The following is a 19,010-nucleotide window of genomic DNA, read 5'->3' on the forward strand; positions in this document are numbered from 1 at the left end:
GGCAGTTGGCCGGATGCCGGCCGCCGCCGAAGTTCATACCATGGGATAGGCAGCCGGCTTGACCTCGACCGCCGATATGCGGTGCTCTCGTCACCAACAGGCTTGGAGTGTTCAATGAGACTTTCCGGCAAACGCGCGCTGGTGACCGGCGGTTCGGACGGCATCGGCCTTGCCATAGCGGACGCCTTCTTGCGCGAGGGTGCCGAGGCCCTGATCATCGGGCGCGACATCGCAAAACTCGAGGCGGCCCGCGAAACACTCACGGCTTCCCATCCGAACGGCGCCGTCGAAACGCTGTCGGCCGACCTCGCCACCAGCACCGGCGTCGCGGCGGTTGTCGACTACGTGAATGGATCCGGCCGACCACCCGACATCCTCGTCAACAATGCCGGTGTCGCCTATCTCATGCCGTTCGAGACTGTCAGCATTGACCAATTCCAGCAATCTTTCGCGCTCAATGTGGCGGCGGCGTTCTTCCTCACGCAAGGGCTGTTGCCGCATCTCCCGGTCGGCGCATCGGTGATCAACATCTCCTCCTACTTCGCCAACAAGATGATCCCCAACCGGCCGTCTAGCCTCTATTCCCTGTCGAAGGGCGCACTGAATTCGCTGACCAAGTCACTCGCCTTCGAACTCGGTCCGCGTGGCATCAGGGTCAACGCCATAGCGCCCGGCACCGTCGACACCGCCATGCGGCGCAGGACCGTCGACAATCTGCCGGCGCAGGCAAAGGTTGAGCTCGAGGCCTATGTCGAGCGCAGCTACCCGCTTGGCCGCATTGGCCGCCCTGAGGATCTCGCCGGCATGGCGATCTATCTCGCCAGCGACGAGGCGGCATGGACCAGCGGCGGGATTTTCGCGGTGGATGGCGGATATACGGCCGGGTGAGCGGGACAGCCGATCTCCCCGCGAGCGGAGAGATCGGCTCCGTCTTCAACCGATTTGCATCTTCACCGCCCGCAATCTCCGCTTGATGCGTTTTGTGCAACGCGATACGCCGTTGCCCAAATCGACAGACCGGAGACTTGCCGTGAGCGCTGCAAAGACCAGAACCGAAACCGATACGTTCGGTGCCATCGAGGTCGCCGCCGACCGTTATTGGGGCGCGCAGGCGCAGCGTTCGCTCGGCAACTTCAAGATCGGTTGGGAGAAGCAGCCGGCATCCGTCGTGCGTGCGCTCGGCATCGTCAAGCGGGCGGCGGCGGAAGCCAATATGGAGCTGAAGCGGCTCGACCCGGCGATCGGCAAGGCCATCGTCGAAGCCTCCCAAGAAGTCATCGACGGCAAGCTCAACGACCATTTCCCGCTGGTGGTCTGGCAGACCGGCTCGGGTACGCAGTCCAACATGAACGCCAACGAGGTGATCTCCAACCGGGCGATCGAGATGCTGGGCGGCGTCATGGGCTCCAAGAAGCCGGTGCACCCGAACGACCACGTCAATATGAGCCAGTCGTCGAACGACACCTACCCGACCGCCATGCACGTCGCCTGCGCCGAGCGCATCGTGCATGACCTGTTGCCGGCGCTGAAGCACCTGCACAAGGCGCTCGCCGCCAAGAGCAGAGAGTTCAACCATATCATCAAGATCGGCCGCACCCACACGCAAGACGCCACCCCGCTCACGCTGGGCCAGGAATTCTCGGGCTACGCCGCGCAGGTCGCTTCGTCGATCAAACGCATCGAGCTGACGCTGCCCGGCCTTCAGGAACTGGCGCAGGGCGGCACCGCGGTCGGCACAGGCCTCAACGCGCCCGTCGGCTTCGCCGAGCGGGTGGCCGACCGCATCGCCGCCATCACCGGCATCGCCTTCGTCACTGCCCCGAACAAGTTCGAGGCGCTGGCAGCCCATGATTCCATGGTGTTCTCACATGGTGCCATCAACGCCGCTGCCGCCGCGCTGTTCAAGATCGCCAACGACATCCGCTTCCTCGGTTCAGGGCCCCGCTCGGGTCTTGGCGAGTTGTCGTTGCCGGAAAACGAGCCGGGTTCCTCGATCATGCCGGGCAAGGTCAACCCAACGCAGTGCGAAGCGATGACCCAGGTCTGCGTGCAGGTGTTCGGTAACAATGCAGCCCTCACCTTCGCCGGAAGCCAGGGCCATTTCGAGCTCAACGTCTACAACCCGCTGATGGCCTACAACTTCCTGCAGTCGGTGCAGTTGCTCGCCGACGCTTCGGTCTCCTTCACCGACAATTGCGTCGTCGGCATCGAGGCGCGTGAAGACAACATCAAGACGGCCCTCGACCGCTCGCTGATGCTGGTGACGGCGCTTGCACCCACCATCGGCTACGACAACGCTGCCAAGATCGCCAAGACCGCGCACAAGAACGGCACCACGCTGCGCGAGGAAGCGCTGGCCACCGGGCTGGTCAGCGAAGCCGACTATGACCGGATCGTGCGGCCCGAAGATATGACCCATCCGGGATAAAGGCATTGTTTTCGGCGGGAGAATATCCTCCCGCTCCCGCATCAACCGGCACGAATTTCCGTTTTTCACCGGTTCACGGAAATGTATGCACTGTGAACAATGTGTCGCCAGACAGGCGGCTTTGGTGAACAGTCGGCATGGTCTATCTGACGGGCGATCAACCTATTCGGAGAGCCACCATGTCCACCAACACTTCCTTCGCCGGCACCGGCACCGCGTCCAACAGTTCTGTCACGATCCTGCTCGGCCGCATCCTGCTCGCGGTCATTTTCCTGCTTTCCGGTTTCGGCAAGCTCAGCGCCCTTTCCGGCACCGCGGCCTATTTCGGCGGCCTCGGCCTGCCCTTGCCGACCGTGACGGCCCTCGTCGTCGGCCTCATCGAACTGCTCGGCGGTCTGGCCATTCTCGTCGGCTTCCAGACCCGGATTGCCGCCTGGGTGCTGGCGATCTTCACCGTCGCCACGGCCCTGGTCGCCCACACCGGCTGGGCCGACCAGATGCAGATGATCAACTTCATGAAGAACCTGGCGATCACCGGCGGCTTCCTCGTGCTGGCTTCCTCAGGCGCCGGCGCCTATTCGATCGACGCCAAGCGCGGCTGAAGCCACCCTGGCAAATAGCTGAACCAAAAGGCGGCGCGGAATTTTCCGCGCCGCCTTTTCGTTGTCGGGATATACCGGCCGGAATTTTCCGCCAGTCGGCAATTTCTGCTAGAATCGGGATGGTCGAGCAGAGCCGGCGACGCCGACGATGGAGGATAACCAACATGCCTCGCAACGCGCTGCTTCTGCTTTCCCGGCTGCTGCTGGCCGCATTGTTTGTCCCGTCCGGCTTTCATGCCTTGAGCGACATTGCCGGCACGGCGGGCTATTTCTCCGGCCTCGGCCTGCCGTTGCCGACGCTTGCCGCCTGGGGAACCGGCTTGTTCGAGCTGATCGCCGGATTGCTTATCCTGGTCGGTTTCCAGACCAGGATCGTTGCGCTGCTGCTCGCCGCCTTCTGCATCGTCGCTGGTTTCATCGGCCATTACGGCCAAGGCGGCGACGACGCGATGCTCGCCTTGCTGCATTCGCAGATGCTGATGAAGGACATCGCCATTGCGGGCGGTTTCCTGGCGCTGGCGATGGCCGGGGCCGGCGCCTGGTCGATCGACGGCCGCGGTTCGGCGTGAGGCCCTACTTCACCGAAACGCTCGGGCCGCCTTCGACCGCCAGCACCAGGCGGCGGCCGGTAATTCGCGCCAGTTGCGCCAAGCGCCCGGCGGGCCGCTCGCCATAGAGATCTGCCAGAGATGCCGGCAAGACCAGCGCCAGCACGCCATTGCCGCGCTGTTCCCATTTCAGCCTGGGCATGACGCCGGGCATCGAGGCGGTCAGCAGGTAGACGACGCGCATCGACGCCGCCAGCACCCGCGCCCGCTCCAGATAGCGCGGTGTCGCCAGCGCCTTGATCTCGGGCGCGATGGCTTCGTTGAAGATGCCGTCGTGCCTATACGCGTTGGCCATCGCCAGATAGGCGCGGCCAGGGTGGTCGACGCCGAAAAAGGAGGCATGCGCGATGATGTTGAGCGATTGCTTGCCGCGATATTCGGGATGCGCGCGCCAACCGATGTCGGCCAGCAATGCCGCGGCGTGGCGGTAGCGCGCCTCGTCCTCGGTCTCGTCGATGCCGAAAGCGGCAAAGGTCCTGGCCGTCCAGTCGACGAGTTCATGCGCATGGGTGACCGAGCGCGAGCGCAGCCGGGCGAGTTCCTCCGATGCCGAGATCAGCGGATCGGCCTTCTGCTCGGCCTGGTCGAGCAGGGAATAGAGGAAGCCTTCGCGCACGCCGAGCGCCGAGACGATGATCTTCGACGGCTGCATCGCCGCCATGATTTCCTGCAGCACGATGGCGCCGTAAGGCAGGAGCGAGCGGCGGTTCTTCGAAACGCCCTCGATGCCCTTGATCTTCTCGATCTCGCCTTTCGCCACTTGCCGCAGGAAATTGGCGGCACTTTCGACGCCGACCTCGTAGTGGTGCATGACGCCAAGCGGATAGTTGGTCATCTCCATGTGCAGCCGGGCGAGATTTCGCCAGGTGCCGCCAACGGCATAGAAAGGCCTGCCCTGCCCGCCTTTCAGCAGCTTCGCCCGCCCCAGCTCGTCGCGCACGATTTTCGCCGCCTGCGTGAGGGAGTTCTTGGCCATGTCCTGCAGGCGCAGGCCGCCCAGCGGTAACGTTATGCCGTCGCCGATCGCTTCGCCATTGACGTCGACCAGTTCAAGGCTGCCGCCACCGAGGTCACCCGCAATACCGTTGGCCGGATGAAAGCCGGAGATGACGCCGAGCGCGGAATAATAGGCTTCCTCGCGGCCGCTGATCACGCGGATCTCGGTCTTGAGCACGTCTTCGGCGCGGTGGATGAAATCGGGGCCGTTGACGGCCTCGCGGGCCGCCGCGGTCGCCAGCACGTACATGTGCTCGGCGCCGGCCTGGTCGGAGAGCGCGCGGAAGCGGCGGAACTCCTCCATTGACCGTGTCACGCCCTCGGGGTCGAGCTTCCCCGTCGACACGATGCCGCGGCCGAGGCCCGCCAGCATCTTTTCGTTGAACAGCATGGTCGGCGAGCGCGCCAGCCCCTCATAGACGACAAGGCGGATCGAATTCGAGCCGATGTCGATGATGGACAGCGGTCGGCGATCCTGCAGCCGGCCCTGGGAATCGGACAGCATCAGGCGGCGGCGTTCTTCTTGCGGCGCTTGAATTGCGCGATCCGCTTCGGCGCATGCGATTTCAGCGCATCACCCCGTCCCGACAGGCTCGGATTGGTCATGAAATATTCCTGTGCGTTGAACGGTTCCTCGCCCTCCTCGAGCACGACGCGCCGGGAGGTTCCATCAGCCAATACGTCGAAACTTTGCTGATTGTCCATGATGTTGCCGAGCATGATCTGGCCCAGAACCTGTTCATGCACAGTTGGGTTGGTGATCGGCACCATGGTCTCGACGCGACGGTCAAGATTGCGCGGCATGAGGTCGGCCGAGGAGATGTAGACGACCGCCTCGTCCGACGGCAAGCCATGGCCATTGCCGAAGCAATAGATGCGGCTGTGCTCGAGGAAACGGCCGACGATCGACTTGACCCTGATGTTTTCCGACAGGCCCGGTACCTGCGGCCGCAGACAGCATATGCCGCGCACGACGAGGTCGATCTCGACGCCGGCGCGGCTGGCGTCGTAGAGCGCGTCGATGACGATCGGATCGACAAGGGCGTTCATCTTCATCCAGATGCGTGCCGGCCGTCCCTCGAGTGCATGGGCGACCTCATCGGAAATGTGCTGCAGGATACGGTTCCTCAGCGTGAAGGGCGAGATCGCCAGCCGCATTTCCGCGGTCGGCTCGGCATAGCCGGTGATGAAGTTGAAAAGCTGGGCGACATCGCGCGCGATCGTGGCATCCGTGGTGAAGAAGGACAGGTCGGTGTAGATGCGCGCGGTCACGGGATGGTAATTGCCGGTGCCCAGATGCACATAGTTGCGCAGCTTGCCGTCCTCGCGCCGCACTACAAGAGACATTTTGGCGTGGGTCTTGAGCTCGAGGAAGCCGAACACGACCTGGACGCCGGCGCGTTCGAGGTCGCGCGCCCAGCGGATGTTGGCCTCCTCATCGAAGCGGGCCTTGAGCTCGACCAGGGCCGTCACCGACTTGCCGGCCTCGGCCGCGTCGACCAGCGCACGCACGATCGGGCTGTCATTGGAGGTGCGGTAAAGCGTCTGCTTGATCGCCACCACTTCCGGGTCGGCCATCGCCTGGCGCAGGAACTGAACCACCACGTCGAAGGATTCGTAGGGATGGTGGACGATGATGTCCTTCTCGCGGATGGCGGCGAAGCAGTCGCCGCCATGCTCGCGGATGCGCTCGGGGAAACGCGGATTGTAGGGCGTGAATTTGAGGTCGTCGCGGGCAACGGCCACGATCTCCGAAATCTGGCTGAGCGCCAGCGGGCCGGTCAGGACGCTGATGCGGCTCGACGAAACGCCGAGTTCGCCGGCGACGAATTCGCGCAGTTCGGCCGGCATTAGCATGTCGAACTCGATGCGAATGACGGAGCCGCGGCGGCGGCGCTTCAGCGCGGTCTCGAACAGGCGCACGAGATCTTCCGATTCCTCCTCGACCTCGATGTCGCTGTCGCGGATGATGCGGAACGTGCCGGAGCCCTTGACCTCGTATCCCGGGAACAACTTGCCGATGTAAAGGCCGACCGCCTCTTCCAGCGGGATGAAGCGGACATGGTGCTTGCGGTCCGGCAGGCGGATGAAGCGCTTCAGCGCCACCGGCAGGCGCAGGAGCGCGCTCATCTCCTCGCCGTTCTTGCGATGGCGAAGCTGCAGCGCCATCGAGAAGCCGAGATTGGGGATGAACGGGAATGGGTGCGCCGGGTCGATCGACAATGGCGTGAGAACAGGAAACACCTGATCCTGGAAGTGCTCCTCCAGCCAGGCCTTCTCGTCCTTCGTCAGCGCGTCGCGGGTGATGCTCTCGATGCCTTCCTTGTTGAGCAGCACGGTCAGCGCCGAGAGGCTTTTCTGCTGGTCTTCCTGCAACCGTTCGACCTCGCGCAGCAGCTGTTCGAGCTGCTGTTCGGGGGTACGCCCGTCCGGGCTTCTCAACACGATGCCTTCGCGAACCTGGCCGGCGAGACCGGCTACGCGCACCATGAAGAACTCGTCGAGATTGGCTGCGGAGATCGACAGGAAACGTACCCTCTCCAGCAGCGGATGGTTTGTGTTCTGCGATTCCTCGAGCACGCGGCGGTTGAACTGCAACCAGGAGAACTCGCGATTGACGAAACGATCCGGATTGCCTTCCGGGCTTGCCGCTTCCGCATTGATGAATTCGCTCTGGACCGGCTTCAATTCGTTCATGGTTCCTGCTCTTCCCACGTCTGGTTGCTTCGCCGCTTTCGGGCGGCGCCCAGGCTGTTGCGCCTGGCTGCGATGCTCCAGCCGGTTAACCGGCTTAACTTATCCTCTGACAGGCTTTTGCGACAGTTTCATTTCATCGAACTTGCAAACAGGCCGGTTATGATCCAAACGCTGAGCAGACTGCGCTAAAGGAGACGACGATGGCAGGCGGTTCCATTCCCCATTTCCAGAACGATGCGGGCCATCCGGCGATCGATATCGGCGTCAAGGAATTCATGTGCACCGGGGCCAACCCGCCCTTCGACCATCCGCATGTGTTTCTCGACATGGGCGACGACAATGAGAAAGTCTGCCCCTACTGCTCGACGCTCTACCGCTATTCGCCGAAGCTGACGGCGATGGAAACGCTGCCGGCCGGCTGCCTCTACATCGACCAGGCCGCCTGACCTTCAGCGGCCGGGCCAATGGCAGACGCACAGTCCCGGCAAGTCATCATCGCCGGGGCGGGTATTGCCGGGCTGACCGCGGCGCTGGCTTTCGCCGAGCGCGGATATCCCGTACGGATCTTCGAACAGGCGCAGCGCCTCGAGGCGGCGGGCGCCGGCATCCAGCTTTCGCCCAACGCCACGCGCATCCTGCGTGGGCTCGGCGTACTCGACGTACTTCTTCCCAATGCCGTCAAGCCGGAAGCCGTGGTGCTGAAGGATGCCGCAAGTCTGCGTGAACTGGCGCGCGTGCCGCTTGGGCAAGCCGGCGAGGCGCGCTGGGGTGCGCCCTACCTCGTGGCGCATCGAGCGGACCTGCAAAACGCGCTGATGGCGCGCGTTGCTGCCATGCCGCATGTTCATCTCACCACCGGCGCGCGCCTTGGCAGCGTCGCGACCAGCAGTTCCGGCATCACCGCGGCAGCCGATGTGGGTGGCAGGCCCGTCGCGGCGGAAGGTTTCCTTCTGGTCGGCGCCGATGGCGTCTGGTCGTCGGTGCGCGCACTTGCAGACCAACGAAGGAAACCCAGGCCTGCGAAAAGCCACTTCTCCGGCGAACTGGCCTGGCGGGCAACCGTCAGCGCAGACGGTCCTGCCGGGCAAGCTTTTGCAGAGATCGGTGCACCGGACTGCGTCACCACCTTCCTGCATCCCGGCTTTCACATGGTCGCCTACCCCGTCAGCAAGGGCAGCGCCATCAACCTCGTCGCTTTCACCAAGGGCGAGCGCATCGCCGAAAGCTGGTCCGGCCATGCCGATCCCGCAATCCTGGCCGGCGCCATGCGCCGCACCGCGCCGGCGCTGGCAAGGCTTGCGGAGTTGGCCGGCCCGTGGGCGGCCTGGCCGGTCCATACGGTCGATCAGAAGCAGCCATGGGTAAGGTCGGGCCGCATCGCGCTGGTCGGCGACGCAGCGCATGCCATGACGCCGTTTGCGGCACAGGGCGCCGCGATGGCGATCGAGGATGCCGCCACGCTTGCCGGTTTGGTTGCCGATTTCCCGGGCAATCCCGCCCAAAGCCTGAGCATATGGGAGAACCTGCGGCGACCGCGCGTCGCCAAGGTCATCCGGCGTGGAGCCCTCAATCGCCTCGCCTGGCATGCCTCGGGCCCGGTGGCGATCGCCCGCAACCTGATCCTGGCGACGCGGCCGGCGGAGAAGCTCGCGGCGGATCTGGACTGGCTCTATGGATGGGAGGAGCGGAAAATTGTGTGACGGTGAAACGCAGCCGCGACAGGCTGGCGGGACAGCGCCCATGTTTTGAACTGCGCTCTTCAGCCATGTGACATCGGCTGATGGCCGGATCATCAATTATACAGCCGCATCGACAGGTCGAGCGAGACCGGCAGCGGGTTCCACCAACCGGTGCGCAGGCCGGCGGTTCGCAAGGCGGCGGCCGTCCAGGTGTTGCAGCCGGCCAGCGCATTGAAATGGCCGTTCGCCTCATAGAAGCGGTCGAAATCGGAATAGGCGGCCCCGGCGATGACGATCGGCCCGCCTGGTCCTTGCTGAAAGCTCGCATCGATGAAGTCGAGCAATGCGGCAAAACGGTCTTCCGGGATGTCGAAGCCGGCGACATCGGGTCCGGAGATATCGCCGGCGACCTCGACGTGCATCACTGAAGCGTCAAGCGTCAAGGCCTTGAATACGGGCATCGCCTTCAGCTGCGACCAGGTCGGCGTCTCCAGGTAGAAGGCGCGGCCGCCCCAGCCGAAGACGATGTAGCGCACCTCGGGCGCATCGGAAGGCTGGCCGGCAGCGGCGAGGAAGCGAAAGCGCCGGCGCACGCCGTCATCGACGGGAATGGCGATGTCGGTGTGGATCGGATTGCTCAGCACCAGAATGTGCCTGACGCCCTCGCCGGCCGCGGCAGCCGGCCAGAGCGGTCGCGGCACCAGCGTGCCGAGTGCCGCGACCAGCACCACCGCGGCAACCAGCACGGCCAGCAAACGAAGGCGTTTTCTCATCCGGGCATAGTTCTTGCGATTCCATCACGTTTCAATCGAAACGATCCGGTCGGCCAAATGTGAAAAAGCCCGACCGTGGCGGCCGGGCTCCTTCCATTTCGACGAAACAGCGCGCTCAGTGCAATATCTGCGACAGGAACAGCTTCGTGCGCTCGTGGCGCGGGTGATCGAAGAACTCGGCCGGCGTGTTCTGCTCGACGATCTGGCCCTGATCCATGAAGATCACCCGGTTGGCGACTTTCCGCGCAAAGCCCATTTCGTGGGTGACGCACAGCATGGTCATGCCTTCCTCGGCAAGGCTAACCATGGTCTCCAGTACTTCCTTGATCATTTCCGGGTCGAGAGCGGAGGTCGGCTCATCGAACAGCATGATGCGCGGGTTCATGCACAGCGAACGGGCAATCGCCACGCGCTGCTGCTGGCCGCCGGAGAGCTGGCCCGGATATTTGTTGGCCTGCTCGGGGATCTTGACGCGCTTGAGGAAATGCATGGCGATTTCCTCGGCCTGCTTCTTCGGCGTCTTGCGGACCCAGATCGGTGCCAGCGTGCAGTTCTCCAGGATGGTCAGGTGGGGAAACAGGTTGAAGTGCTGGAACACCATGCCGACCTCTCGGCGGACCTCGTCGATCTTCTTGAGATCGTTGGTCAATTCCTTGCCGTCGACGAAGATCTTGCCCTTCTGATGTTCCTCGAGCCGGTTGATGCAGCGGATCATGGTGGACTTGCCGGAGCCGGACGGGCCGCAGATGACGATGCGCTCGCCGCGCATCACCTTGAGGTTGATGTCCTTCAGCACATGGAACTCGCCATACCATTTGTGCATGGCGATGATGTCGATGGCGACATCGGTGGTCGAGATGTGCATCTTCGCGGCATTGACCTTGATCTCTTCCGCGCTGACGGCGTTTTCGGTGGCCATGAATCAATCCCCTTTTTATCGTTTGTAACCGGTGTCGAGCCGGCGTTCCGTATACATTGAATAGCGCGACATGCCGAAGCAGAACAGCCAAAACACGAAGGCGGCGAACACGAGACCGGATTTCGCGGTCTGCGGCGTCGCCCAGTTGGCGTCCGAGAAGTTCTGCTTGACCACGCCGAGCAGGTCGAACATCGAAATGATGAGGACCAGGCTGGTGTCCTTGAACATGCCGATGAACGTGTTGACGATGCCGGGAATGACCAGCTTCAGCGCCTGCGGCAGCACGATCAGTCCCATCTTCTGCCAATAGCCGAGGCCGAGCGAATCGGCGCCCTCATATTGGCCCTTGGGGATCGCCTGCAGGCCGCCGCGCACCACCTCGGCCATATAGGCGGCGGCAAACAGCGACACGCCGATCAGGGCCCTCAGGTATTTGTCGAAGGTGACGCCAGCCGGCAGGAAAAGCGGCAGCATGACGCTGACGAAGAACAGCACTGTGATCAGCGGGATACCGCGCACGGCTTCGATGAAGATGATGCACAACATCTTGACGATCGGCATCTTGGAGCGCCGGCCGAGCGCCAGCACGGTGCCCAGCGGCAGCGACACGGCGATGCCAACGAAGGACAGGCTGAGCGTGATCAGGAGTCCGCCCCACCGCGAGGTCTCGACATGCGGCAGGCCGAACACGCCGCCGACCAGAAGGAAGAAGGCGACGATCGGCAGTACCAGGAACAGCAGGATGGCGTTCAGGCCCTTGCGCGGCACGCTGGGGATCAGCATCGGCACCAGCAGCGCCGCGAACAGGATGGCGACCAGGATCGGCCGCCAGCGCTCCTCGACCGGATAGGTGCCGAACATGAACTGGCCGAACTTGGCGTTGACGAAGGCCCAGCAGGCACCGCTCCAGCCGTCGGGCTGGATGCCGCCCTGCGCCACGGTCGCGCAGACGGTCCGGTCCGGCCCGGTCCACTGGGCATTGATGAAGGCCCAGTTGATGACCTGCGGCAGGACCCAGGCGACGATGATGATGCCGAGGATGGTGAGGATGGTGTCGCCGACCGAACCGACGAGGTTCTTGCGGACCCAGGCATACAGGCCACGCTCGCTGATCGGCGCCGGCTCCGCCAGGGCCATTTCGGTGCGCACCCAGGACATGTCGTGTTCCTGCATGGCCCTACCTTTCCACCAGCGCCATTCTGGCATTGACCACGTTCATCACGGCGGAGGTCACCAGGCTGAGTATGAGATAGGCGATCATCATGATCAGCACGCCCTCGACCGCCTGGCCGGTCTGGTTGAGCACCGTGCCGGCGGTCGCCGTCAGGTCCGGATAGCCGATGGCGATGGCGAGCGAGGAGTTCTTGGTCAGGTTGAGATACTGGCTGGTCAAAGGCGGGATGACGATGCGCATGGCCTGCGGCACCACGACCAGCCGCAGGATCGATCCCGAGCGCAGGCCAAGTGCGGCGGCGGCCTCGGTCTGGCCCTTGCTGACACCCCTGATGCCGGCACGCACGATCTCGGCGATGAAGGCCGCTGTGTAGCAGGACAGCGCCAGATAGAGCGACAGGAACTCCGGCTTGACCTGGAAGCCGCCGGTCAGGTTGAAGGTCGACTGTTTGGGAAAATCGAAGCTCAGCGGAAACCCGCTCAGCGCGTAGGCGAGCAGCGGCAGGCCGACGATCAGCGCGACGGACGTCCAGAACACGGGAAACTGCTGACCCGTCGCCATCTGCCGCTGGCGCGCCTTGCGGGCGACGAACCAGGCCATGGCGATGCCCACGATGAACGCGACGAAGATCAGCCAGGAACCCTCGCCCCAGACGGCACGCGGGAAATAGAAGCCGCGCTGGTTGAGGAAGGAGCCGAACGGAAGATTATAGCTCTCGCGCGGCGGCGGCAGCACGGCCAGCACGCCCGAATACCAGAAGAAGATGACCAGCAGCGGCGGGATGTTGCGGAAGATCTCGACATAGACCGTGCAGATCTTGCGGATCAGCCAATTCTGCGACAACCGGCCAATGCCGATGACGAAACCGATGATGGTCGCGGTGACGATGCCGGCCACGGCGACGATGATGGTGTTGATCAGGCCGACAATGATGGCGCGACCATAGGTCGAATCGGACGTGTAGGCGATCGGCGTGTCCGAGATGTCGAATCCGGCGCGGCCTCTGAGGAAGCCGAAACCGGAGGCGATGTGAAGACGCTGCAGATTGTCGATGACGTTCTGCACGATCCACCAGACCGAGCCGAACAGGACGACGACGACCAGTGTCTGGAAGAAGAGGCTGCGGACTTTCGGGTCGTTGATAAAGGAGCCGCGACTTGTGTCCTCGCGAAGGATTTCCTGCGATGCCATATCACCGTCCCCTGTGAAAGAGAAACCGGAAGGCAGATGGTTCTGCCTTCCGGATCACATTTCGATCAGCGGATCGGCGGAGCGTATTGCAGGCCGCCCTTGGTCCACAGCGCGTTGATGCCGCGGGCGATCTTCAGCGGGCTGCCCGAGCCGACATTGCGGTCGAACATTTCGCCGTAATTGCCGACCGCCTTGACGATGTTGACGACCCAGTCGTTGGAGACGCCGAGATCGGTGCCGATCTTGGTGTCGGCTTCCTGACCGAGCACGCGCTTGATCTCAGGGCTGGCCGAGTTCTTCATCTCGTCGACATTGGCCTTGGTGATGCCGAGTTCCTCCGCGTCGAGCAGCGCGAAATAGGTCCACTTGACGATATGGTACCACTGGTCGTCGCCCTGGCGCACCGCCGGTCCGAGCGGCTCCTTGGAGATGATCTCCGGCAGCACGACGTGATCGGCCGGCGAACCCAGCGTCAGGCGGATGCCGTAAAGGCCCGACTGGTCGGTGGTGTAGACGTCGCAGCGGCCGGCATCATAGGCCGCGTTGACCTCTTCGAGCTTCTCGAAAACGACCGGATTGTACTCCATCTTGTTCGCCTTGAAGTAGTCGGCGAGGTTGAGCTCGGTGGTGGTGCCGCTCTGCACGCAGACGGCGGCGCCGGACAGCTGAAGCGCCGAATTGACGCCCGGCAGCTTCTTGGCGTTGATCATGAAACCCTGGCCGTCATAGTAGGTGGTGCCGATGAAGTTCAGGCCAAGCGCCGTGTCGCGGTTTATGGTCCAGGTGGTGTTGCGCGACAGGATGTCGATCTCGCCCGACTGCAGCGCGGTGAAGCGCTCCTTGGCGCTGAGCGGCGTGAACTTGACCTTGGAGCCGTCACCAAAGACGGCTGCCGCCACGGCGCGGCAGAAATCGGCATCGATGCCTTGCCAGTCACCCTTGTCGTCCGGCGCCGAGAAACCGGCCAGGCCCGTCGAGACGCCGCACTGGATGAAGCCCTTCTGCTTAACCGTGTCGAGCGTGGTGGCTGAAGCCGTTGACGCCACGGCTCCAAGCGCGGCGGCCCCAAGGATGCCGATTGCAATGTGTTTCATGACCCACAGACCCTTTTCTGTTTTCAGGTAAACCTGATCTTTTTTCCCGCGTGAACGCAGCTTTCCGTTCCAGCCCATTTCCGGAACCCCGCATCGCAGTCGACGCGCCGCCTCCCATTCACGAACAGCATCGAAGGCGATAATTCCTGTGAGGTCAAGGAAAATGACCGAATTCGGATGGGTTTGAAAATCGTTTGCCGCAATTGCCTGAATCGCAGACAAACGCGCCCGCAATTTAGTCACAAGGGCGAATAAAGCCGGCGAAGCTCGCCCTACGCCAGGCTGCGCTCTGTCGGCAAAAATCCATCCGCCGGGATTACTCTGCGTTACTGTGCTCCGCCGGCCGGTTGCGTGCCGATGTCTGCGCCCTCTGGCTGGATCTGGCTTATGGCGAGGTGCGCTTTGCGCTATCAAGCGACGCATGCCGCTGCCGTCGGCAGGCTTTCTGGCCGCGGCATTGCCGCTTGCAGTCGGCCCGCGGCGGCTCGGCAATTGGCACATTCGAAGTCCGGCTCCTGGCGAAAGCAGGCTGTTGCGCGGTCCATGTCGCCGCACTATGGCTAGCGGCTTACCAAAAAGGCGACGACGAATGGCAAAAGACGGCAACGAGCCGGTGACTGGCAAAACGGGCATCAACACGCGGCTTGCCCATTCAGGCAACAACCCGCACGACTATTTCGGCTTCGTCAATCCGCCTGTCGTGCACGCCTCCACGGTGCTGTTCCGCAATGCCGCCTCGATGGCTGGACGGGACCAGAAATACACCTACGGCACGCGCGGCACACCGACCACCGACGCCTTGGCCCAGGCCATAGACGCGCTGGAGGGGTCGGCCGGCACGATCGTGGTCCCGTCGGGCCTGGCGGCGGTGACGGTGCCGCTGCTCGCCTTCGTTTCGGCGGGCGACCACCTGCTGATCGTCGACAGCGTCTATCATCCGACGCGCAACTTCGCCGACACGATGCTGAAGCGGCTCGGCGTCGAGGTCGAGTATTATGCTCCCGGCATCGGCGCGGGCATCGCCGCGTTGATCAAGCCGAACACCAAGGTGGTGTTCACGGAATCGCCGGCCTCAAACACTTTCGAGGTGCAGGACATACCAGCCATCGCCAAGGCCGCGCACGCCGCCGGTGCCATCGTCATGATGGACAATACCTGGGCGACGCCGCTTTATTTCCGTCCGCTCGACCATGGCGTCGACATCTCGATCCATGCGGCGACGAAATATCCCGCCGGTCATTCGGACGTGCTGCTGGGTACGGTGTCGGCCACCGAGGCCTGCTGGAAACAGCTGTATGAAAGCTTCTGCACGCTTGGCTGCTGCGCCGGACCCGACGACGTCTACCAGGTGCTGCGCGGCCTGCGCACCATGGGCGTGCGCCTCGATCACCATCAGCGCAGCGCGCTTGCCATCGCGGCATGGCTGGAAGGCCAGAAGGGCGTGGCGCGCGTGCTCCACCCCGGCCTTCCCAGCCATCCCGACCACGCGCTGTGGAAGCGTGATTTTTCCGGCTCCAGCGGCATCTTTTCCATCGTGCTTGCCGGCGGCGGCCAGAAACAGCAGCACGCGTTCCTCGACGCATTGCGGATCTTCGGTCTCGGCTACTCCTGGGGCGGTTACGAGAGCCTTGCCGTGCCGGTCTGGCTCGGCGACCGCGTCGTTGCCAAGGGCCCCTATCAAGGGCCGTTGATTCGTCTGCAGATCGGCCTCGAGGATGTCGAGGACCTCATGACCGATATTCTTCGCGGGCTCGCCGCCGCCGCAGCGGCCTGACGCGACCTTCCGGACCATACCAGCAACGCCCGCAACGCCTTGACGCGATTGAGCAAACGGGGGCCGCTCGCGGCACCCCGGCTTGGCCATGTCGGCAATATTATTCTCCCCATCCGCAGTTTTGCGGATTTGTTTGACTTCCAAATTGCCGGCTTCCGCTTCATTGCGGCAGCGGAAATCATTCCCCAGCCACCGCACCAAGAGCCTGCCCATGGCGTTCCGCCTCTTTGTTCCCATTCTTGCCGGCGCGACGCTGCGCGAACGCATCATCGCCTGTGTCGGCGCGATGATCGGCATTGCGCTGACTGGCGCGATCAGCGGGCTTACGCTGGGCAGCGGGCCACATGTGCCGCTGCTGGTGGCGCCGATGGGAGCATCGGCGGTGCTGTTGTTCGCTGTGCCCGCCAGCCCGCTGGCGCAGCCCTGGTCGATCATCGGCGGCAACACGATCTCGGCGCTTGTCGGCGTGATCGTGGTGCAGTTCGTCCACCAGCCTGTGCTCGCCACCGGCATTGCAGTGGCCCTGGCGATCGCCGCCATGTCGTTCACGCGCTGCCTGCATCCACCCGGGGGTGCGGCGGCATTGACCGCGGTGTTCGGCGGTCCAGCCGTCATCAGCGCCGGCTTCCTGTTTCCCTTCGTCCCGGTGGCGGTCAATTCGATGCTGCTGGTGGCGCTTGGCTACGGCTTCCACAAGCTGGCCCGGCGCAACTACCCGCACGTGCCGGCCCCGGCGCCGGTAAACAGTCACGGCACCATCGATCCGCCGGCGCAATTGCGCGTCGGTTTTCGCTCCGAGGACATCGATGCCGCGCTTGGAGCGCTCGACGAGACCTTCGACATCGACCGGGGGGATCTCGACCGGCTGCTGCGGCAGGTCGAATTGCAGGCCATGGTGCGCGAGCATGCGACGTTGCGGTGCCAAGACATCATGTCGCGCGACGTCATCTCGGTGGACGAGCACACGTCAGCCGCAGCTGCGCGCCAATTGCTGCTTGACCACAACATACGCACCTTGCCGGTGGTGGATGCCGAGGCAAGGCTGGCCGGAACCGTGGGCTTGCGGGAACTGACGCTGGCGGCCGGGACGGTCGGAACCGTGATTTCGCCGGCTGCAACCGCGCCTGCCGGCTCGGCCGCCATGGCGCTGCTGCCGGTGCTGACCGATGGGCGTAGCCACGCCGTCATCATCGTCGACGATAAAAACCACATCCTCGGGCTGATCACGCAGACCGACCTGCTGGCCGCGACGGCGCGTATGCAAAACACCGGCAGGGAGCCGGCCAAAGTGCTAGCATAGGCCGCCAGGCGAGCGCCTGGCGTGACTTTTCGGGAACCTTTTTTCGAAACCTGCATCCAATCTTCCGTGCAAGGATCGATGGAGGACACATGCCCGCGCTGACGGCAGCATCAACCGCGACGGACGAGCTGCGGCTCGTAGCCCGCGCGCTCGCCCGCGACAGCGATGCCTTTCGCAAGATCATGAAGCTGAACAACCAGCGGCTCTACCGACTGGCGCGCGGCATGGTACGCAATGACAGCGAGGCCGAGGACATCGTGCAGGAGGCCTATGTCAGGGCCTTCGCCAATCTCGGCACCTATCGCGGCGATGCTTCGCTTTCCACCTGGCTGTCGCGCATCGTCATCAATGAAGCGCTCGGGCGGCTTCGCAAAGGACGGCGAACCGTGGCAATGTCTGAAAACCCGGAAGCGCAGATCATCCGGTTTCCCCTCAACCCAAGCGACGATCCGGAGCGGACGATGGCGCAGCGGCAGATTCTTGCTCTTGTCGAGCGGGCGACCGACAGCCTGCCCGACGCCTATCACGCGGTTTTCGTAGCCCGCGTCATCGAGGGCCTCAGCATCGAGGAGACCGCCGACCTGCTTGGCGTGCGGCCAGAGACCGTCAAGACGAGACTGCACCGCGCCCGCGCTTTACTGCGCAAGGCGCTGGACGACGAGATCGGGCCGGTGCTGCTCGACGCCTTCCCTTTCGCCGGCCGGCGCTGCGAGCGGCTGACGCAGGCCGTGATGAAGCGGCTCGGATTCGAGGGGTGATTTTCAAGGCCGGATCTTTCGCCGATTGTCGGGAACGTTTCGGCGCCATCCTCATCCAATGAATGTCAACCCAGATGAAGCCCGCTGCCCAGGCTGTCGGGCGGAAGGAGATGCCATGCTTATCCGACACACCGCAGCGCTTGCCGCCCTCTTGCTGCTTGGCGCTGCCCCATTCGCGCAAGCGGCCGACAAGCCGACCGACCCACAGATCGCCCACATCGCCTACACCGCCGACATGATCGACATCGAGGCGGCCAAGCAGGCAATCAAGAAATCCAAGAACAAGCAGGTTGTCGATTTCGCCAAGGACATGGAGCGCGACCACGAAGCGGTGAACAAGCAGGCGCTCGACCTGCTCAAGAAGCTCAAGGTGAAGCCGGAAGACAATGCCACCAGCCAGGCGCTGACCAAGGCGGCGAAAGAGGAACATGCCAAGCTCGCCAAGCTGAAAGGGGCTGCCTTCGACAAGGCCTATATCGAAAACGAGGTGGCCTACCACAAGCAGGTCAATGGAGCGCTCGAAACCCTGCTCATTCCGTCAGCCAGCAATGCCGAGCTGAAGAGCCTGCTCGAAACCGGCCTCAAGATCTTCCAGGGGCATGAGCAGCATGCCGAACATGTCGCCGGCATGTTGAAATGAAAGCGGCCGCGCTGATCCGACCGCTCCTTGCCGGGCTGGCGCTGGTGCTTGCCGCCGGCCCGGCGCCGGCCGCGACCATCGAGGTGACGATCGACAAACTCGTCTTCTCGCCGGTAAATATCGAGGCCAAGGTTGGCGATACGATCGAGTGGGTCAACAAGGACGCATTCGCCCACACGGCCACGGTGAAGGGCGGCTGGGAGGTGATGATCCCGCCGAAGGCGAAGGGAAAACTGACCCTCAAGACAGCGGGAGCGGTTGATTATTTCTGCCGCTTCCATCCCAACATGAAAGGCCGATTGGTAGTGGCGCCCTGAAAATCTAGGCCAGTGGCGGGACTTGGCGGCAAAAACCAAGCCCCGTCACTCCGGAGCACC

Annotated in this window: 18 protein-coding genes; 11 read left to right on the plus strand and 7 right to left on the minus strand. The window is 63.5% G+C overall.

Annotated features, from left to right (window positions below):
* Window positions 1-114: 114 nt before the first annotated feature.
* From LB566_RS01810 to LB566_RS01825, 4 genes are all read left to right on the plus strand, one after another.
* On the plus strand, window positions 115-888 hold the full coding sequence (locus tag LB566_RS01810; protein ID WP_224622734.1) for an SDR family NAD(P)-dependent oxidoreductase: 774 nt from the start codon (window positions 115-117) through the stop codon (window positions 886-888).
* Window positions 889-1,030: 142 nt separating this feature from the next.
* The gene (gene fumC, locus LB566_RS01815; RefSeq protein ID WP_224622736.1) at window positions 1,031-2,428 is read left to right on the plus strand and encodes a class II fumarate hydratase; all 1,398 of its coding nucleotides are present in this window, start codon (window positions 1,031-1,033) and stop codon (window positions 2,426-2,428) included.
* Window positions 2,429-2,607: 179 nt separating this feature from the next.
* Complete coding sequence (locus LB566_RS01820; RefSeq protein WP_224622737.1) at window positions 2,608-3,030, plus strand: DoxX family protein; 423 nt, start codon at window positions 2,608-2,610, stop codon at window positions 3,028-3,030.
* Window positions 3,031-3,194: 164 nt separating this feature from the next.
* Complete coding sequence (locus tag LB566_RS01825) at window positions 3,195-3,599, plus strand: DoxX family protein (protein ID WP_224622739.1); 405 nt, start codon at window positions 3,195-3,197, stop codon at window positions 3,597-3,599.
* A 4-nt stretch (window positions 3,600-3,603) separates the two neighbouring features.
* On the opposite strand, the gene ppx is transcribed toward LB566_RS01825, so the two are convergent.
* A complete protein-coding gene (ppx, locus tag LB566_RS01830) occupies window positions 3,604-5,139 on the minus strand; it encodes an exopolyphosphatase (RefSeq protein WP_224622741.1) in 1,536 nt (511 codons plus the stop codon).
* Window positions 5,139-7,331 (minus strand): RNA degradosome polyphosphate kinase, encoded by a 2,193-nt coding sequence (locus LB566_RS01835; RefSeq protein WP_224622743.1) that lies wholly within the window; start codon window positions 7,329-7,331, stop codon window positions 5,139-5,141. Before LB566_RS01835 ends, ppx begins: the two co-directional genes overlap by 1 nt.
* Before the next feature lie 200 nt (window positions 7,332-7,531).
* Here LB566_RS01835 and LB566_RS01840 point away from each other — a divergent pair, with 200 nt between their 5' ends.
* Together LB566_RS01840 and LB566_RS01845 are read left to right on the plus strand one after the other, a co-directional pair.
* Window positions 7,532-7,777, plus strand: a complete 246-nt coding sequence (locus tag LB566_RS01840; protein ID WP_140494310.1) for a zinc-finger domain-containing protein — start codon at window positions 7,532-7,534, stop codon at window positions 7,775-7,777.
* 18 nt (window positions 7,778-7,795) lie between these two features.
* Window positions 7,796-9,031, plus strand: a complete 1,236-nt coding sequence (locus tag LB566_RS01845) for an FAD-dependent monooxygenase (RefSeq protein WP_224622745.1) — start codon at window positions 7,796-7,798, stop codon at window positions 9,029-9,031.
* Between the two features lie 92 nt (window positions 9,032-9,123).
* Here the strand turns inward: LB566_RS01845 and LB566_RS01850 are convergent, their stop codons facing one another.
* The 5 genes from LB566_RS01850 to LB566_RS01870 form a co-directional block, all read right to left on the minus strand.
* Window positions 9,124-9,783 (minus strand): TIGR02117 family protein, encoded by a 660-nt coding sequence (locus LB566_RS01850; RefSeq protein WP_224622747.1) that lies wholly within the window; start codon window positions 9,781-9,783, stop codon window positions 9,124-9,126.
* Window positions 9,784-9,898: 115 nt separating this feature from the next.
* On the minus strand, window positions 9,899-10,648 hold the full coding sequence (locus LB566_RS01855) for an amino acid ABC transporter ATP-binding protein (protein WP_181172374.1): 750 nt from the start codon (window positions 10,646-10,648) through the stop codon (window positions 9,899-9,901).
* A 69-nt stretch (window positions 10,649-10,717) separates the two neighbouring features.
* Window positions 10,718-11,875: an amino acid ABC transporter permease gene (locus tag LB566_RS01860; protein WP_140549224.1), complete on the minus strand. Its 1,158-nt coding sequence runs from the start codon at window positions 11,873-11,875 to the stop codon at window positions 10,718-10,720.
* A gap of 4 nt (window positions 11,876-11,879) precedes the next feature.
* Entirely contained in the window at window positions 11,880-13,067 is a 1,188-nt protein-coding gene (locus LB566_RS01865; protein WP_140549225.1) for an amino acid ABC transporter permease, read from the minus strand.
* 65 nt (window positions 13,068-13,132) lie between these two features.
* Entirely contained in the window at window positions 13,133-14,161 is a 1,029-nt protein-coding gene (locus LB566_RS01870; RefSeq protein ID WP_140549226.1) for an amino acid ABC transporter substrate-binding protein, read from the minus strand.
* A gap of 589 nt (window positions 14,162-14,750) precedes the next feature.
* Between LB566_RS01870 and LB566_RS01875 the strand changes: the two genes are divergently transcribed.
* From LB566_RS01875 to LB566_RS01895, 5 genes are all read left to right on the plus strand, one after another.
* Window positions 14,751-15,935, plus strand: a complete 1,185-nt coding sequence (locus LB566_RS01875; RefSeq protein WP_224622750.1) for a cystathionine beta-lyase — start codon at window positions 14,751-14,753, stop codon at window positions 15,933-15,935.
* 211 nt (window positions 15,936-16,146) lie between these two features.
* Window positions 16,147-17,235 (plus strand): HPP family protein, encoded by a 1,089-nt coding sequence (locus LB566_RS01880; protein WP_224622752.1) that lies wholly within the window; start codon window positions 16,147-16,149, stop codon window positions 17,233-17,235.
* Window positions 17,236-17,324: 89 nt separating this feature from the next.
* Complete coding sequence (locus LB566_RS01885; RefSeq protein WP_224622754.1) at window positions 17,325-17,993, plus strand: RNA polymerase sigma factor; 669 nt, start codon at window positions 17,325-17,327, stop codon at window positions 17,991-17,993.
* Between the two features lie 115 nt (window positions 17,994-18,108).
* A complete protein-coding gene (locus LB566_RS01890; RefSeq protein WP_140549230.1) occupies window positions 18,109-18,633 on the plus strand; it encodes a DUF4142 domain-containing protein in 525 nt (174 codons plus the stop codon).
* A complete protein-coding gene (locus LB566_RS01895; RefSeq protein WP_140549231.1) occupies window positions 18,630-18,950 on the plus strand; it encodes a cupredoxin family copper-binding protein in 321 nt (106 codons plus the stop codon). The genes LB566_RS01890 and LB566_RS01895 overlap by 4 nt, the downstream gene beginning before the upstream one ends.
* Window positions 18,951-19,010 lie beyond the last annotated feature (60 nt).

It is taken from the genome of Mesorhizobium sp. CA13 (assembly GCF_020165235.1).
In the GTDB taxonomy this organism is placed as follows: Bacteria; Pseudomonadota; Alphaproteobacteria; order Rhizobiales; family Rhizobiaceae; genus Mesorhizobium.

Coding starts and splice junctions, on each gene's coding strand:
- LB566_RS01810 (WP_224622734.1), top strand. CDS start 115: ATGAGACTTTCCGGCAAACGCGCGCTGGTGACCGGCGGTTCGGACGGC.
- LB566_RS01820 (WP_224622737.1), top strand. CDS start 2,608: ATGTCCACCAACACTTCCTTCGCCGGCACCGGCACCGCGTCCAACAGT.
- LB566_RS01825 (WP_224622739.1), top strand. CDS start 3,195: ATGCCTCGCAACGCGCTGCTTCTGCTTTCCCGGCTGCTGCTGGCCGCA.
- ppx (WP_224622741.1), bottom strand. CDS start 5,139: ATGCTGTCCGATTCCCAGGGCCGGCTGCAGGATCGCCGACCGCTGTCC.
- LB566_RS01835 (WP_224622743.1), bottom strand. CDS start 7,331: ATGAACGAATTGAAGCCGGTCCAGAGCGAATTCATCAATGCGGAAGCG.
- LB566_RS01840 (WP_140494310.1), top strand. CDS start 7,532: ATGGCAGGCGGTTCCATTCCCCATTTCCAGAACGATGCGGGCCATCCG.
- LB566_RS01845 (WP_224622745.1), top strand. CDS start 7,796: ATGGCAGACGCACAGTCCCGGCAAGTCATCATCGCCGGGGCGGGTATT.
- LB566_RS01850 (WP_224622747.1), bottom strand. CDS start 9,783: ATGAGAAAACGCCTTCGTTTGCTGGCCGTGCTGGTTGCCGCGGTGGTG.
- LB566_RS01855 (WP_181172374.1), bottom strand. CDS start 10,648: ATGCACATCTCGACCACCGATGTCGCCATCGACATCATCGCCATGCAC.
- LB566_RS01860 (WP_140549224.1), bottom strand. CDS start 11,875: ATGCAGGAACACGACATGTCCTGGGTGCGCACCGAAATGGCCCTGGCG.
- LB566_RS01865 (WP_140549225.1), bottom strand. CDS start 13,067: ATGGCATCGCAGGAAATCCTTCGCGAGGACACAAGTCGCGGCTCCTTT.
- LB566_RS01870 (WP_140549226.1), bottom strand. CDS start 14,161: ATGAAACACATTGCAATCGGCATCCTTGGGGCCGCCGCGCTTGGAGCC.
- LB566_RS01875 (WP_224622750.1), top strand. CDS start 14,751: ATGGCAAAAGACGGCAACGAGCCGGTGACTGGCAAAACGGGCATCAAC.
- LB566_RS01880 (WP_224622752.1), top strand. CDS start 16,147: ATGGCGTTCCGCCTCTTTGTTCCCATTCTTGCCGGCGCGACGCTGCGC.
- LB566_RS01885 (WP_224622754.1), top strand. CDS start 17,325: ATGCCCGCGCTGACGGCAGCATCAACCGCGACGGACGAGCTGCGGCTC.
- LB566_RS01890 (WP_140549230.1), top strand. CDS start 18,109: ATGCTTATCCGACACACCGCAGCGCTTGCCGCCCTCTTGCTGCTTGGC.
- LB566_RS01895 (WP_140549231.1), top strand. CDS start 18,630: ATGAAAGCGGCCGCGCTGATCCGACCGCTCCTTGCCGGGCTGGCGCTG.